Origin of the sequence: Bathymodiolus japonicus methanotrophic gill symbiont, assembly GCF_019721995.1 — a bacterium.
Lineage (GTDB): Bacteria > Pseudomonadota > Gammaproteobacteria > Methylococcales > Methylomonadaceae > Methyloprofundus.
This window is the reverse complement of the sequence record NZ_BLYC01000011.1, coordinates 90,009-103,548: the sequence shown is the minus strand read 5'-3', so window position 1 is coordinate 103,548 and position 13,540 is coordinate 90,009. Positions and strand designations below refer to the sequence as shown.

Sequence of the window (13,540 nt, the reverse complement as noted above, 5' to 3'; positions counted from 1 at the left end):
AATTAATTTAACTAAAATAAGGAATCAATGTAGGGCGGACTTTAGTCCGCTAATGTAGGCAATCGATATATAAACGGACTAAAGTCCACTCTACGCGCTATTTTATATTACCAAAACATTCTCTAAAAAAGGTTAAAGCAATTTTACCGGGGTACTTAAAACACTTTACTGCAACTAGATAGAAGCCCTAACTAGAGCGACCTGGTCAGGGCTTTTTTATGAATATTGTTAATCTGGTGCTTTTAGTATCAATCGTTAGTTTCCTACTTTCTTTAAAGCTGCAATCTGGTATCTTTGTACTCTGGTCAATTGTTTGTATGCCTACAAACCATACTTTAAAGGATCTTACCTAATGGCGTCATCAAGTATACATATTCATTATTTTACCGATGTCTTATGTGTCTGGGCTTATCTGGCTCAGGTACGACTGGATGAGTTAATTAAGAACAACTCTGCTGATATAGAGATCAGCTATCATTTTATGCCTATCTTTGGCAATACCGAGCACAGGACAGGCGCGCCATGCTACCTCACGAAATTCCGGGACTCCTGTCGCCGTAATTCGTTCACCTACGCAGCGAATAGGAGATGCTCCAGCCGCCCTGCGTCCGCCACAGACTGAGCACAAAGCAGCTCAGTCATGGCTACCACAAATGGCTCTACGGCTATTCGGGATAAAATTTTAGCCTCCCTCGCGCGCTATCGCGCACTTCGGATTGGCAAATTTCCCTGCGCCTTCTGGAGACTATCAGCCCGTCCGGGGCTGACAGCGTAGGTGAGGGCTGGAAAGATAGAGGCGGGTATGCAGGATTCGGCAAGCATACTCATAAGGTCTGCACAGCCTATCCTCACCTGAGTTTGCATCAAGATGTGTGGAGAATAAATACGCCAAGAACCTCAGCAACCAGCCATTTATTTATCAAAGCGGTTCAATGCCTGGTCGATGAAGGTGTGATCAGCAATGAGGCTGATGCAGGTCTGCAGCACAGGACATTATTTGAAGAATATGTCTGGCAGGTACGCCTGGCATTTTTTCAGGATGCCAGAGATATTGGCAGCAGGACTGTGCTGATGGATATTGTCAAAACCTTACAATTACCGATCACTGAAATGGAGCGTGTGCTAGATAATGGTGCGGCTTTGGCTGCCTTGTTCCGGGATATTGAGCTAAGAGATGAGTTTCGGGTAGAGGGAAGTCCCACGTATATTCTGAATGAAGGACGACAGCGGGGAGTCGCTATTTTTGCGAAAGCTTGTTTTGGGCATCCCAGCCCAAGCAAGCAGCAAAAACTTAACGCGACCACTTATGCCTCCGGCGGCCCCGATTCGTCCTCGTCACCTCGTCCCGACCCAACAAGGGGTCGGAACATAGGCTCCAAATGACTTGACGCCGTGTCGGATGGCCTTTTATTTTGTCTCCACCTTCGCTAACGCTCAGACTCCGACAAAATAACGGCCCTACGGCTATCGCGGACTAAAAATCATCACTTCGCTTAGGCTCCGTTTCCCTGATTTTCAGCGTTGGCCTTTGATGAATCAGACCGAGCACGATCTAAGTCTACAAAACGTATTTATAAGGTTTACAAGCAGAAACACAAAGGCTCCGGCGGGTATGTTAATGGACAAACGATAGTATTATTGCTGCTAGTTACCTCATCCATTACAGTGCCTGTCGGTTTTTTCTTTTATATGCCGGATCCAGCCTTAAAGCAGTGGGATAAAGAAGATAAACGCAGGCGCGCCATGCTACCTCACGGAATTCCGGGACTCCTGTTGCCATAATTCGTTCAACTACGCAGCGGATGGGAGATGCCCTGAACGCCCTGCGTCCGCAACGACTACGCACAAAAGCCGCTTCGTCATTACTACCTCACTGGCTGGACGGCTATTCGGAATGCAATTCTTGCTCCTCTCGCGTGCTGCTAGCACACGTCGAATCAGCGAATTGCCCTGTCGCCTATCAGGGACTAAAAATCACCACTTCGCTAAGCTCCGTTTCCATGATTTTCAGCGTTCGAGTGGTGCTACCTTCAGGTAGGTTATAGGCTGCTTTGTTTAGGTGCTTCTTCTTTTAATGGGCTGAAGTTTCCCAATTATTGAGTAGCTGAAATACACAATGCTGGTGTATCGAGGTTTATTTTAGGTGGTTTTGCCATGTTTATAGCAAACCCCTACTTAATTCCCCTTAGGCAATAGCATTTGAAACGAATGAAAAGACTATTTTTTTCATATAGTTGTAGCATAGTTTCAATTTTACCATAAATAGTTATTGGGAAACTTCAGATAATGGGAACACTGATGGTTTAAGTTGTCATAACTCAACATATGCTCACAACTACTTGTCCGATCTTTGAATAAGCAGTGCTTTAATCATCGACAGGTTTGGCAACTTGCCTTACCGATGATAATTGCCAATATTTCTACACCATTATTAGGCTTGGTCGATACTGCGGTGATGGGGCATCTGGATAATGCCAATTACCTTGGTGCCGTTGCACTTGCAGGGTTGATATTCAATTTCCTTTTCTGGGGCTTCGGCTTTTTGCGCATGGGCACGTCAGGTCTTAGCGCCCAAGCATTTGGCGCTGATGATCCGGTAGAGTTACGGGCTATTTTAGTACGGGCTATGATGCTTGCCTTGTGCATATCCTTGATTATATTAGCCTGCCAGCAGCCTATCGCTACGCTTAGCTTTCATCTGATTAATAGTCACGCAAATATTGAGCCCCTGCGGGGAGTCGCTATTTTTGCGAAAGCTTGTTTTGGGCATCCCAGCCCAAGCAAGCGGCAAAAACTTAACGCGACCACTTATGCCTCCGGCGGCCCCGATTCGTCCTCGTCACCTCGTCCCGACCCAACAAGGGGTCGGAACATAGGCTCCAAATGACTTGACGCCGTGTCGGATGGCCTTTTATTTTGTCTCCACCTTCGCTAACGCTCAGACTCCGACAAAACAACGGCCCTACGGCTATCGCGGACTAAAAATCATCACTTCGCTTAGGCTCCGTTTCCCTGATTTTCAGCGGGCGCAGCAGTATTTTTTTTTACGTATCTGGAGCGCACCTGCTACTTTATGTCAGTATGTCATTTTAGGCTGGTTTTTAGGTCGACAAAATACTACTAGCCCTTTAGCCATCGTCGTCACAACTAATGTATGCAATATCTGCTTAGATCTGTTATTTGTCATGCATTACGGCATGAATACCGAGGGTGTCGCTCTGGCATCGGTATTGGCTGAATTTACTGGATTAGTCCTCGGCATATTTCTAATCACCCGGAATCTTCCAAAATGCCCTCGCTCCCTGTCATGGTCAACGCTGTTTCAGTACGACAAAATTAAAGCTATGCTGCTGATCAATAGCCACTTGTTTGTGCGAACTCTATGTCTGATTTTTACCTTTAGCTTTTTTACTGTGCAAGGTGCAAAATTTGGCAGTGCTACTCTAGCTGCCAATGCGGTTTTAATGAATTTTCAAACGTTTATGGCTTATGCTCTGGATGGCTTTGCTCACGCTGCCGAAGCGTTGATTGGCCGATCATTAGGCGCTAAAAACAAAGCCCTGTTCCAGCAATCGCTTAAAACGACAGGCCTATGGTCTTTAATGGTAGCGCTATTTTTTACCCTGACATTTAGCCTTGCGGGGAAAGATATTATTAATGCCTTAACTCATTCGCTGTCAGCCCCGGACGGGCTGATAGTCTCCAGAAGGCGCAGGGAAATTTGCCAATCCGAAGTGCGCGATAGCGCGCGAGGGAGGCTAAAATTTTATCCCGAATAGCCGTAGAGCCATTTGTGGTAGCCATGACTGAGCTGCTTTGTGCTCAGTCTGTGGCGGACGCAGGGCGGCTGGAGCATCTCCTATTCGCTGCGTAGGTGAACGAATTACGGCGACAGGAGTCCCGGAATTTCGTGAGGTAGCATGGCGCGCCTGTAACTGAGGTCCGTGACCCTGCCTATGAGTATCTACCCTGGCTTATAGCCTTGCCGCTGATATCGTTTAGTAGCTTTCTAATGGATGGCGTGTTTATCGGCGCGACTTTGTCCAGGCAGATGCGCGATTGCATTGTATTTTCGCTATTTGTAGTTTTTTTACCTGCATGGTATTACTCTCAGTCTTTGGGGAATCAAGGGCTGTAGCTGGCGCTTACTTTATTTATGCTTTGTCGCAGCCTTATCATGCTGGCTTACTTTTTATATTATCAGCGCTTGCTCTTTCAGTCGCTTTCTTTAAAATCATAAAAAAAGCACAGCTTGAAGGGTGTGGCTTGAGCCCACAAGTCCCCATCTCTTTATTAGAGGCGGACTAAAGCCGCGCCCTACGATTATTGCCAGATATATGCGCCTATTGATTCTCTGCACATGTGATATTATACGTTTTTCAATTTCAGTCTAGGCAGGCCTTATGAGCGTAAAAATTTACCATAATCCAAGATGCAGTAAATCACGTCAAACACTACAATTACTGGAAGAAAATGGCGTGCAAGCTGAAATCATTGAATATTTAGAAACCCCACCTACAGCTGAAGAGCTCGATACTATTTTGACTTTGCTGGATATGCAGCCGCGTGAATTAATGCGCAAAAGAGAAGCTGAGTATAAAGCAACCGGCATGGATAATCCTGATCTGGACCGTGATGCATTGATTGCAGGCATGGTGAGTTCTCCCAAATTAATTGAGCGTCCTATTGTGCTGGCAAATGGAAAAGCGGCAGTAGGCCGTCCACCAGAAAGCGTTTTGGCAATTTTATAAGTCTCTATTTACATAATATTCGTAGGGCGTGGCTTTAGCCCGCAGTTATTTAGATAATGGCGAGCTAAAGCTACGTCCTACCCCCCCCCTTCAGAAAAAATGGTCAATATTCTTGTTTTACTGAAGTTTCCCAATAATTATTTATGGTAAAATTGAGACTATGCTACAACTATATGAAAAAAATAGTCTTTTCATTCGTTTCAAATGCTATTGCCTAAGGGGAATTAAGTAGGGGTTTGCTATAAACATGGCAAAACCACCTAAAATAAACCTCGATACACCAGCATTGTGTATTTCAGCTACTCAATAATTGGGAAACTTCAGTTGTTTTATATTACAGCCCTAATGGCACCACCAAGACTATGGCGCAGCAAATTGCCCGGGGTATAGAGTCCGTTTCTGACGCAGAAGCCATGCTGCGTACCGTGCCTATAGTCTCAGCCGTCTGTGAACAGAGCGCTGACGTGATTCCTGAGTCGGGTTACCTTTATGCCACGCTGGATGATTTGCGACAATGCGATGGTATGGCATTAGGTAGCCCGACGCATTTTGGTAATATGGCGGCGCCGTTAAAGTACTTTATCGATAATACGACCGATGTCTGGTTTAGAGGTGCTCTAACTAACAAGCCAGCCGCAGTATTTACCTCGACAGGAAGCATGCATGGTGGCCAGGAAACAACCTTAATCTCGATGATGCTACCCTTATTACATCACGGCATGATTCTATTAGGCCTGCCCAGTAGTGAACATGCTTTACGCGAAACACAGACCGGTGGCACGCCCTATGGTGCAAGCCATGTCTCGCACGGACAACAATCATTAAGCAAAGATGAGAAAAGCCTTTGCTTTGCCCTCGGCGCACGTCTGGCACATACTGCTTTAAAATTAAAAACATCATGAATGCACGTCATTATTACACTCTTGCTCTAACGGGTTATGTGGGCTTATTTTCCCTGCTTATGCTCTGGAACACACTTATTTCGCCACCTGAAAAACTCCCCGTTGCCCTGGTACTTATTTTTACCGTGAGTCCTTTATTATTACCATTACGCGGGTTTATAAAAGGTAATTTGAAAAGCAGCTCGTGGATGGCTTATCTGAGCATGCCTTATTTTATCCATGGCAGCATTGAGGCTTATGCCCGCACAGAGCGATTATTACCCTCGCTGGAAGTGCTGTTCAGCCTGATGCTATTTTTAGGTTGCACTCTTTTTGTACGTTATGCGGCAAGAAACCAGTAATAATGGCGGAGCAAATCCCGGTACAATTTGATCTCCAGGCGGAACAATCCTTTGCCAGTTTTTACACCGCAAGTCATCAGCAAGTCATTCAACAGCTAACAGATACTGCGAGTGGACAAGGCGAGCAGCAACTCTATCTCTGGGGTAAACAAGGTTCGGGTAAATCACATCTATTACAGGCCTGTTGCCTGCGCGCCCATCAACGCAATCTAAGTGCTTTCTTTCTGCCCTTAGATAAAAACCAGCCACCTACTCCCGAAATTCTTAGCGGCCTGGAAACTTTTGATCTTATTTGTATAGATAATATTGAAGTGTGTGCAGGAAATAAAATATGGGAACTTGCTTTATTTAATTTCTATAATCGACATCGGGAAAATAATCACAAGCTGATTGTTTCGGCAGATTGTCCACCGAACTACCTGCCAATAGATTTGGCAGATTTAAAAACCCGTATGAACTGGGGCTTAACTCTAAAACTACAAGAACTTTCAGATACTGAACAGATATCAGCACTCACCTTTAAAGCGAAGAACCGAGGCTTTGAAATATCGCCACAGGTTGGTGATTTTCTACGTAAACATTATGCGCGTGACCTGCCGGAATTATGGAGCCTGTTACCAAAACTGGAACAAGCGACATTGGTTGCCAAGCGTAAATTGACCGTGCCTTTTTTAAAGCAGATTCTGGCTGAAGATACCGAGCTGTAAAACAGCTGAGATGTTGATCTAGCCTCAATTGAAACATCAATGCTTTAAGCACCTTCTACCAGCTACATCACTCACACCCCGCCAATTCCTGGTAATAATCTACAGCGCCGACAACTTCAATCCGGCTAGATAAATCCGCACTTCTTATATGCACTTCCTGTTCATAGAAAAAACCCAGATAGGTATTCGACTTTGCATAGTAACGATAGGTATAACCACCCCATTGTTGAGAGTTGCTTGAGCCTAGAGTAAATAGGTCTGGATATTGCTTTTCTGCCCACTGAAATAAACAATCTGATGTAACTGAAAAATCAGTTTTCTCCGCGAGTGTAAAAACACCAGAGCTGGTAGAGGCATATATGCTGCTGGTAGTGGTATGAAACGCTATATTATTTTCATTTTCCAGGCCTGTATTAATCCTGCTCCAGGTGCTGCCACTGTCAGTACTATGATAAACCTCGCCACTGTCTGCTTTCACCGCAAATAAGCCGCCACTATTATTGGGATCAAACACCATTTGCGGGGCCGCTGCATAATCATCTGTTAGCAATTGCTCAAGCGTAGGTTGCCAGTTTTCACCACCATCTGTTGATAACAAAATACGGCTCAATCCTCTGAAAAAAAGCAGCGTATCCGGATTAACCGAGTTAATCAGTAACTTCCATTCCCCAAACGCAGCCGTTTTTGGTTCAAAAAATACTTGCCAACTGTCACCTCGGTCGCTTGATTTAAAGATGCCTCCTGAGGCGAATGCATATAAGGAATTTGCATCAACGGGGTCAAACACAGGTAACTGCTGGAAACGATAGTCTGGGTCTACTACAGGGATTAAGCCCTGAAATGTAGGAGATTTAGGCGTGATATGGCGCTTATTGAATGGAATTCTAGGCGACTCTAACACTTGCGCAATGCGGCTTATACTCTTCCAGCTCTGCCCTGCATCTACAGTTCTGGCTATATCCCCTGCGATAAGCGTATAAATCGTGCCATCTTGTGCATAGGCTACTTGCGCATTTCTGGCAACAGACAATACTACTCAGTGTTTGCCGACATCTTTGCTTAAATATAAACCTTCATAGCTCTGACAAATAATTTCGCTATTCTGCACAGGGTTAAGCAGAAAGTTATTGCAAACTCCACTAACCGGCTCTTGTGTGGTAAAAGTTTGCCAAGACTGCCCTGCATCAATACTTTTATAGTAATGATTATAATCACTTACCAGATACATCACGCCATTATCAGCAATGCTTAATTGATTGCCAATTAGATTGATGCCTGTATTGCTTAGTACCCAGGTTTTACCGCCATCCTCACTGCGTAAAACGCCTTGCCCCTGCCCGGCTATCATTAATAATTTTTGCGTATTCTCTGCATGAATTGTAATTTCGGAGCCCGTGATATTAGGCGACACATCAATCAATTGCCATGTCTCTCCTGCGTCATAAGATTTAGCAATACGATTTGCATACATAGCTTGATCTTCGATTTTTTCAACAGTCAGATTGGCGTATAAAATCTGCGGGACTGCTGGGTCTATATGGATTCTGCTGATAATATAACTAACGAATTTTTCTGTGACCTGACCAACAAGCGCCCAACTTTCCCCACGATTAAAACTAACCATCGCGCTGCCGCTAAACGTGGCGTACAGCTTTGCATTATCATCTGCAACAATGCTCAAGCCACCCTTATATTACAACTTAGATAACCGCGCCCTGTGGGCGGGGGTAAAAAAAGCTTTGCGTAAAGATCTGCTCAAGAGTATCAAGTAGTTAAGTTGTTCCCGCAATTTAACTAGGAGAAACAAATGAGCAGATTTCAAAAATTATCACATGTCGTCTGGTTTTGCCAGTACCATATTGTTTTTGTACCAAAATATCGTTATCAAATTTTAAAAGGGCTCTTGGTAAGTATGTTTATCAAAGCATTTATGCTCATACAGAGAGAGAGAGAGCTGGATGTGAAGTTATCGAATTATCGGGGAGTCGCTATTTTTGCGAAAGCTTGTTTTGGGCATCCCAGCCCAAGCAAGCAGCAAAAACTTAACGCGACCACTTATGCCTCCGGCGGCCCCGATTCGTCCTCGTCACCTCGTCCCGACCCAACAAGGGGTCGGAACATAGGCTCCAAATGACTTGACGCCGTGTCGGATGGCCTTTTATTTTGTCTCCACCTTCGCTAACGCTCAGACTCCGACAAAATAACGGCCCTACGGCTATCGCGGACTAAAAATCATCACTTCGCTTAGGCTCCGTTTCCCTGATTTTCAGCGAATGTACAAACTAATCATGTCCACTTACTTGTAAAAATACCCCCCAAGGTTTCAGTATCAGATTTAGTTGGAAGAGTAAAAGGAAAAACTGCAATTCAAGCTTTCCAGAAATTCCGGAGCTTGCGAACAAAGAAGTATTGGGGGAATCATTTTTGGTCGGCTGGTTACTGTGTTGATACCGTAGGTATGGATGCAGAAATGATAAGAAAGTATGTAAAGTTCCAAGAAAATAAATAACCACTAAAATATTGGGAACTGAAGTTTCCTCCTGAATAAGACACTCCATAGCATCAGTGCTCCCCTATCAATTGAGGCCGTGAAACTAACCTCGCCACAAGAGAGCTCATAAAGCACTGTAAAGACATTCCTGTTATTATTGCGTTTTGAACTGCCCGAATGGTATACGAGCTGATACGAGATATTCTTGCCTGGAAAAATAATGGATTCACAAAACGATCTCGTTTTTGGGCCTGTTGCTGCCGCTGAAAATCATGGAAACGGAGCTTAGCGAAGTGGTGATTTTTAGTCCCTGATAGGCGACAGGGCAATTCGCTGATTCGACGTGTGCTAGCAGCACGCGAGAGGAGCAAGAATTGCATTCCGAATAGCCGTCCAGCCAGTGAGGTAGTAATGACGAAGCGGCTTTTGTGCGTAGTCGTTGCGGACGCAGGGCGTTCAGGGCATCTCCCATCCGCTGCGTAGGTGAACGAATTATGGCGACAGGAGTCCCGGAATTTCGTGAGGTAGCATGGCGCGTCTGTTTCACCACCCTCAGGCCCAATTCTTTGCCAATACCTTGCGTCTTCCGCTGTCAGCCCCGGACGGGCTGATAGTCTCCAGAAGGCGCAGGGAAATTTGCCAATCCGAAGTGCGCGATAGCGCGCGAGGGAGGCTAAAATTTTATCCCGAATAGCCGTAGAGCCATTTGTGGTAGCCATGACTGAGCTGCTTTGTGCTCAGTCTGTGGCGGACGCAGGGCGGCTGGAGCATCTCCTATTCGCTGCGTAGGTGAACGAATTACGGCGACAGGAGTCTCGGAATTTCGTGAGGTAGCATGGCGCGCCTGTATGGCGTAAAGGTTTGAGCTAAGAGTCAAAGAAGCAATGAATAGGCTTAGTTTTACTAATAGCGCTGTACTTGATGTTTTTTTCATACGCGGATTCATCCTGTGAATTAAAGAACCTACTGAGCCATCATCCCCTAGAACTGTATTTCCATTTTCCCGTATTGGGCAAGCGACATATCGGCTACTGTTTAGAAAAGCGAGACTATTCCATATTCCGCAAAGCCTCGGTGACTGCACGCAGATCATCCATAATCCAGGTCGGCGCATAATCAATCTGCTCTATATCTTCCTCTGTTGAAGCCCCGGTTAACACCATCAAACTGCGCATACCCGTGCGCACTGCTCCTAAAATATCAGTATCCAGACGATCACCAATAGCTATGGTGTTTTCCGCACTGCTGTTTAATACTGCCAATGCCTGCTGATAAATAATCGGCTCCGGCTTGCCTATCACTTTGGGCGTACAATCGGTTGCCGCTTGTAAAGCTGCTAAAATTGCGCCGTTACCCTGTATTAGCCCTAGCTCAGTTGGCAATGTAGTATCGCCATTAGTGGCAATAAACTCTGCACCTGCGCGTAAATTTAATGTTGCGGTAGATAGTTTGTCCCAGCTTATCGACTCGTCTTTACCACAGACAACAATATCTGCCCCCAGCCCTGGCGTATCCTCGGTATTTAACTCGAATAGCTCAGTTAGAATAAAACCCTGTTCCTCTAGTGGCTGGATTGCACCATCCTCACCTAAAACAAACACCCGCGTTTTAGCCGGATCATTATGCTGCGCTAGGTACAGAGCGGTTGCCATGCCCGAGGTCAAGATTTCCTTAGCTTCAATACTAACCCCCATGCGCGCCAGTTTTTTGATATATTGCTGATTGGTAAGGCTGGCATTATTGGTCGCCAGTACAAACGGGATTTGCTTCTCGCGTATTACCTGAAAGAAATCGTTTAATCCGGCAATAGCTTGTTCTCCATGCCATAATACGCCATCCATATCGATTATTAGCGCGTGTATATTTGTGAAAGGTGCAGTCATGTTAAGTTCTTTTTGGAAGCAAAATAAACGAATAAAAAATGCAGGCATTAGCTGCCTGTTATTAGTGCTGTTCAGTATAACAGGCTGTAGTATAAAACAACCACGCCAGGCTGCAATAGCATCAGCACACCCTCTGGCAACACAGGCAGGTTTTGAAATTTTACACCAGGGCGGCAATGTATTTGATGCCGCTGTCGCGGTGAGTGCAGCCCTGGCCGTCGTGGAGCCGTCTGGCTCAGGGCTGGGTGGCGGTGGATTCTGGTTATTACACCGGGAAAGCGATGAGCTGGATATTATGATTGATGGCCGCGAAAAAGCACCTCTAGCGGCACATAAAGATATGTTTCTTGATGCATCTGGCGAGGCAAAAAAACAACTCTCGTTAAATGGCGCTCTAGCGGCTGGAATTCCCGGCATGCCTGCAGGGCTTGTACATCTATCTGAAAAGTATGGCAAGCTACCTTTGGCAACAAGCCTGCAGCCAGCCATACGCTATGCAGAGCAAGGTTTTAAAATTGACACCAGACATCAGAAGCTATTAGGCATGCGTAGCGCTGTTCTAAATCAACACCCTGAAACGGCTGCTATTTTCTTAGATAAGGGTCGAGTACCGGAAAAGGGCAGCATACTCAGGCAAACAGACCTGGTGAAGACCTTGAAAATCATTGCGGCTCAAGGCAAGGCGGGTTTTTATGCAGGGCTTATTGCTGATAAATTAGTGATAGCAGTACAGCAGGGTGGCGGAATCTGGACACTAGACGACTTACATCATTATCAGATTGTCGAGCGGACTCCAGTCACAGGGAGTTATCAGGGCATTAAAGTCACCAGTGCTGCTCTACCTTCATCAGGCGGTATCGTTTTGCTGGAAGCGCTGAATATTCTGGAAACAGTTGACTTGGCAACGATGGATAGCATCACGCGAAAACACATGATAGTTGAAGCAATGCGCCATGCTTATCATGACCGTGCTTTATATTTAGGCGATGCCGATTTTATCGATGTGCCAGTTGAACGTTTGATTAACAAACAATATGCTTATGGCCTAGCCACGACCTTGCGTACCGACCAGGCTTTACCCAGTGAATATTTAACCGGACACACTCAAGCTAAGCAGGGCGGGCGTAATACCACGCACTTTTCTATTATAGATAATGAAGGCAACCGCGTAGCCGCTACATTAAGCATAAACTTTCCCTTTGGTGCAGGGCTAGTTGCAGAAGGCACCGGGGTAGTACTGAATAATGAAATGGATGATTTCGTCAGTGCGAAAGATAGTGGCAATGGTTACGGCTTAGTTGGCGGTGATGCCAATGCTATTGCCCCGGAAAAACGCATGTTATCCAGCATGACACCTACTTTTCTAGAAGATAGTGAACGTATTGCTGTATTAGGCACACCCGGTGGCAGCCGCATTATTTCCATGGTGTTATTAGCTACTCTGGACTTTGCTGCGGGATATTCACCAGAGTCGTGGGTGAAGGTAAAACGCTTTCATCATCAATATATCCCTGATCAGATTTTATATGAAAAAGCTGGTTTAACTAGCGAGGAAATAAATGGCCTGCAAGCCCTGGGTCACCAACTAAAGCAATATTATAATTATGGCAATATGCAGGCGGTGCAACTGAATAAAGCAACTGACAGCTTGTCCGCTGCCAGCGATCACCGAGGCGAAGGTTTAGCCAGTGTACAGCGAATTAATGAATAAACCTGAGATTAAAGTTTACTACACTGCTTCGGTATTAAGTTATACATTCAGGCTATCAGGCTATCAGGCGGTGCTGGATAAAGATGAATTAGCAACCGCTGAGCGTTTTAGTCTTCCTGAATTTAAGACACGCTATATTGTTAGCCATGGAATTCTCAGGCAATTATTAGCCGAGTTTCTGCATCAGTCAGCAGCAAACATACGCATAGCAAGAACCGACTTCGGCAAGCCTTTTTTACCCGATTATCCTGAACTAAGCTTTAATATGTCTCACTCAGGCGATATTATGGCTATTGCAATCAGCTACCAGTGCCAGCTAGGAATCGATGTGGAATGTTACAAAACACGTAATACCTGGGAAGGCCTGGTAAAGAAATGCTTTGCACCTGAGGAATCAGCTTATTGGTATAGCCTGGATACTGCCGACCGAAGTCGCGCTTTCTATCAGTTCTGGGTTAAAAAAGAAGCCTTTGTGAAGGCAGTTGGTAAAGGCATTACCCTAGGCTTAAATAAATGCGTGATAAATCCCGATAAGCTAAGCTCGTTTTTGCGTGTACCTGAATCCGGTGGCTTAGCTAAGCGATGGCAGATTTATGTTCTGGATCTAGCTGAAAATGAATTTGGTGCGGTGGTGTGTGATCGGAAAGACGCAGTATTGCACAAAATACCAATTCCCTGATGACAAATAAATCTACAACTAAATTGGAACAAAGTGCGGGGCGTAGGCAGGGGGTGAAGCTTGCGTAATCCCAGC

The 13,540-nt window shown here is 45.4% G+C and carries 22 protein-coding genes and 3 pseudogenes; 20 read left to right on the top strand and 5 right to left on the bottom strand.

Going from position 1 to position 13,540, the window contains the following annotated elements; all coding sequences use genetic code 11:
* Nucleotides 1-352 precede the first annotated feature (352 nt).
* The 13 genes and pseudogenes from K6984_RS35755 to hda all read left to right on the top strand — a co-directional run bounded on the left by K6984_RS35755 (nucleotide 353) and on the right by hda (nucleotide 6,701).
* Nucleotides 353-622: a DsbA family protein gene (locus K6984_RS35755; RefSeq protein ID WP_221896367.1), complete on the top strand. Its 270-nt coding sequence runs from the start codon at nucleotides 353-355 to the stop codon at nucleotides 620-622.
* Nucleotides 623-640: 18 nt separating this feature from the next.
* Nucleotides 641-775: a hypothetical protein gene (locus K6984_RS33840; protein WP_263458593.1), complete on the top strand. Its 135-nt coding sequence runs from the start codon at nucleotides 641-643 to the stop codon at nucleotides 773-775.
* Between the two features lie 468 nt (nucleotides 776-1,243).
* Nucleotides 1,244-1,372, top strand: a complete 129-nt coding sequence (locus K6984_RS33835) for a hypothetical protein (RefSeq protein ID WP_263458596.1) — start codon at nucleotides 1,244-1,246, stop codon at nucleotides 1,370-1,372.
* A 149-nt stretch (nucleotides 1,373-1,521) separates the two neighbouring features.
* On the top strand, nucleotides 1,522-1,782 hold the full coding sequence (locus K6984_RS15650; RefSeq protein WP_221896366.1) for a hypothetical protein: 261 nt from the start codon (nucleotides 1,522-1,524) through the stop codon (nucleotides 1,780-1,782).
* A gap of 20 nt (nucleotides 1,783-1,802) precedes the next feature.
* On the top strand, nucleotides 1,803-2,045 hold the full coding sequence (locus K6984_RS15645) for a hypothetical protein (protein ID WP_221894839.1): 243 nt from the start codon (nucleotides 1,803-1,805) through the stop codon (nucleotides 2,043-2,045).
* Nucleotides 2,046-2,401: 356 nt separating this feature from the next.
* A pseudogene (locus tag K6984_RS33830) lies at nucleotides 2,402-2,647 on the top strand (MATE family efflux transporter); the annotation flags it as partial.
* Nucleotides 2,648-2,747: 100 nt separating this feature from the next.
* On the top strand, nucleotides 2,748-2,876 hold the full coding sequence (locus K6984_RS33825; protein WP_263458600.1) for a hypothetical protein: 129 nt from the start codon (nucleotides 2,748-2,750) through the stop codon (nucleotides 2,874-2,876).
* Nucleotides 2,877-2,903: 27 nt separating this feature from the next.
* Nucleotides 2,904-3,779: an MATE family efflux transporter gene (locus K6984_RS15635; RefSeq protein ID WP_221896365.1), complete on the top strand. Its 876-nt coding sequence runs from the start codon at nucleotides 2,904-2,906 to the stop codon at nucleotides 3,777-3,779.
* Between the two features lie 37 nt (nucleotides 3,780-3,816).
* The gene (locus tag K6984_RS33820; protein ID WP_263458772.1) at nucleotides 3,817-3,939 is read left to right on the top strand and encodes a hypothetical protein; all 123 of its coding nucleotides are present in this window, start codon (nucleotides 3,817-3,819) and stop codon (nucleotides 3,937-3,939) included.
* Nucleotides 3,940-4,403: 464 nt separating this feature from the next.
* Nucleotides 4,404-4,751 carry an arsenate reductase (glutaredoxin) gene (arsC, locus tag K6984_RS15630; protein WP_221896364.1) on the top strand — a complete coding sequence of 116 codons (348 nt, stop codon included), beginning with the start codon at nucleotides 4,404-4,406 and terminating at the stop codon, nucleotides 4,749-4,751.
* A gap of 275 nt (nucleotides 4,752-5,026) precedes the next feature.
* On the top strand, nucleotides 5,027-5,653 hold the full coding sequence (gene wrbA / locus K6984_RS15625; protein ID WP_263458774.1) for an NAD(P)H:quinone oxidoreductase: 627 nt from the start codon (nucleotides 5,027-5,029) through the stop codon (nucleotides 5,651-5,653).
* Nucleotides 5,650-5,994, top strand: a complete 345-nt coding sequence (locus K6984_RS15620; RefSeq protein ID WP_221896362.1) for a DUF2069 domain-containing protein — start codon at nucleotides 5,650-5,652, stop codon at nucleotides 5,992-5,994. Before wrbA ends, K6984_RS15620 begins: the two co-directional genes overlap by 4 nt.
* 2 nt (nucleotides 5,995-5,996) lie before the next feature.
* Complete coding sequence (hda, locus tag K6984_RS15615) at nucleotides 5,997-6,701, top strand: DnaA regulatory inactivator Hda (protein WP_221896361.1); 705 nt, start codon at nucleotides 5,997-5,999, stop codon at nucleotides 6,699-6,701.
* Nucleotides 6,702-6,768: 67 nt separating this feature from the next.
* Here hda and K6984_RS15610 read toward each other — a convergent pair whose 3' ends face one another.
* Both K6984_RS15610 and K6984_RS15605 read right to left on the bottom strand, forming a co-directional pair.
* Nucleotides 6,769-7,731, bottom strand: coding sequence for a WD40/YVTN/BNR-like repeat-containing protein (locus tag K6984_RS15610; protein WP_221896360.1), 963 nt, complete (start codon nucleotides 7,729-7,731; stop codon nucleotides 6,769-6,771).
* A 6-nt stretch (nucleotides 7,732-7,737) separates the two neighbouring features.
* On the bottom strand, nucleotides 7,738-8,382 hold the full coding sequence (locus tag K6984_RS15605) for a WD40/YVTN/BNR-like repeat-containing protein (RefSeq protein WP_221896359.1): 645 nt from the start codon (nucleotides 8,380-8,382) through the stop codon (nucleotides 7,738-7,740).
* Nucleotides 8,383-8,508: 126 nt separating this feature from the next.
* Here K6984_RS15605 and K6984_RS35750 point away from each other — a divergent pair.
* The 3 genes and pseudogenes from K6984_RS35750 to tnpA all read left to right on the top strand — a co-directional run.
* Nucleotides 8,509-8,652, top strand: a pseudogene (locus K6984_RS35750) (transposase); the annotation flags it as partial.
* 43 nt (nucleotides 8,653-8,695) lie between these two features.
* Nucleotides 8,696-8,824 (top strand): hypothetical protein, encoded by a 129-nt coding sequence (locus tag K6984_RS33815; protein ID WP_263458596.1) that lies wholly within the window; start codon nucleotides 8,696-8,698, stop codon nucleotides 8,822-8,824.
* A 149-nt stretch (nucleotides 8,825-8,973) separates the two neighbouring features.
* Nucleotides 8,974-9,210 (top strand): annotated as a pseudogene (gene tnpA, locus K6984_RS15600) (IS200/IS605 family transposase); the annotation flags it as partial.
* A 53-nt stretch (nucleotides 9,211-9,263) separates the two neighbouring features.
* On the opposite strand, the gene K6984_RS15595 reads toward tnpA, so the two are convergent.
* Both K6984_RS15595 and K6984_RS15590 read right to left on the bottom strand, forming a co-directional pair.
* Nucleotides 9,264-9,521, bottom strand: a complete 258-nt coding sequence (locus K6984_RS15595) for a hypothetical protein (RefSeq protein WP_221896358.1) — start codon at nucleotides 9,519-9,521, stop codon at nucleotides 9,264-9,266.
* The gene (locus K6984_RS15590; RefSeq protein ID WP_221896357.1) at nucleotides 9,419-9,664 is read right to left on the bottom strand and encodes a hypothetical protein; all 246 of its coding nucleotides are present in this window, start codon (nucleotides 9,662-9,664) and stop codon (nucleotides 9,419-9,421) included. The genes K6984_RS15595 and K6984_RS15590 overlap by 103 nt, the downstream gene beginning before the upstream one ends.
* Here K6984_RS15590 and K6984_RS15585 point away from each other — a divergent pair.
* Complete coding sequence (locus tag K6984_RS15585; protein ID WP_221896356.1) at nucleotides 9,621-9,803, top strand: hypothetical protein; 183 nt, start codon at nucleotides 9,621-9,623, stop codon at nucleotides 9,801-9,803. The genes K6984_RS15590 and K6984_RS15585 overlap by 44 nt on opposite strands.
* 120 nt (nucleotides 9,804-9,923) lie before the next feature.
* Nucleotides 9,924-10,049: a hypothetical protein gene (locus K6984_RS33810; RefSeq protein WP_263458771.1), complete on the top strand. Its 126-nt coding sequence runs from the start codon at nucleotides 9,924-9,926 to the stop codon at nucleotides 10,047-10,049.
* A gap of 192 nt (nucleotides 10,050-10,241) precedes the next feature.
* On the opposite strand, the gene K6984_RS15580 is transcribed toward K6984_RS33810, so the two are convergent.
* Nucleotides 10,242-11,123 carry an HAD-IIA family hydrolase gene (locus tag K6984_RS15580; RefSeq protein ID WP_230988118.1) on the bottom strand — a complete coding sequence of 294 codons (882 nt, stop codon included), beginning with the start codon at nucleotides 11,121-11,123 and terminating at the stop codon, nucleotides 10,242-10,244.
* Here K6984_RS15580 and ggt point away from each other — a divergent pair.
* Nucleotides 11,074-12,786 (top strand): gamma-glutamyltransferase, encoded by a 1,713-nt coding sequence (gene ggt, locus K6984_RS15575; RefSeq protein WP_221896355.1) that lies wholly within the window; start codon nucleotides 11,074-11,076, stop codon nucleotides 12,784-12,786. The two genes, K6984_RS15580 and ggt, sit on opposite strands and share 50 nt — an antisense overlap.
* The gene (locus tag K6984_RS15570) at nucleotides 12,779-13,465 is read left to right on the top strand and encodes a 4'-phosphopantetheinyl transferase family protein (RefSeq protein WP_221896354.1); all 687 of its coding nucleotides are present in this window, start codon (nucleotides 12,779-12,781) and stop codon (nucleotides 13,463-13,465) included. The genes ggt and K6984_RS15570 overlap by 8 nt, the downstream gene beginning before the upstream one ends.
* The last annotated feature ends 75 nt before the right edge of the window (nucleotides 13,466-13,540 follow it).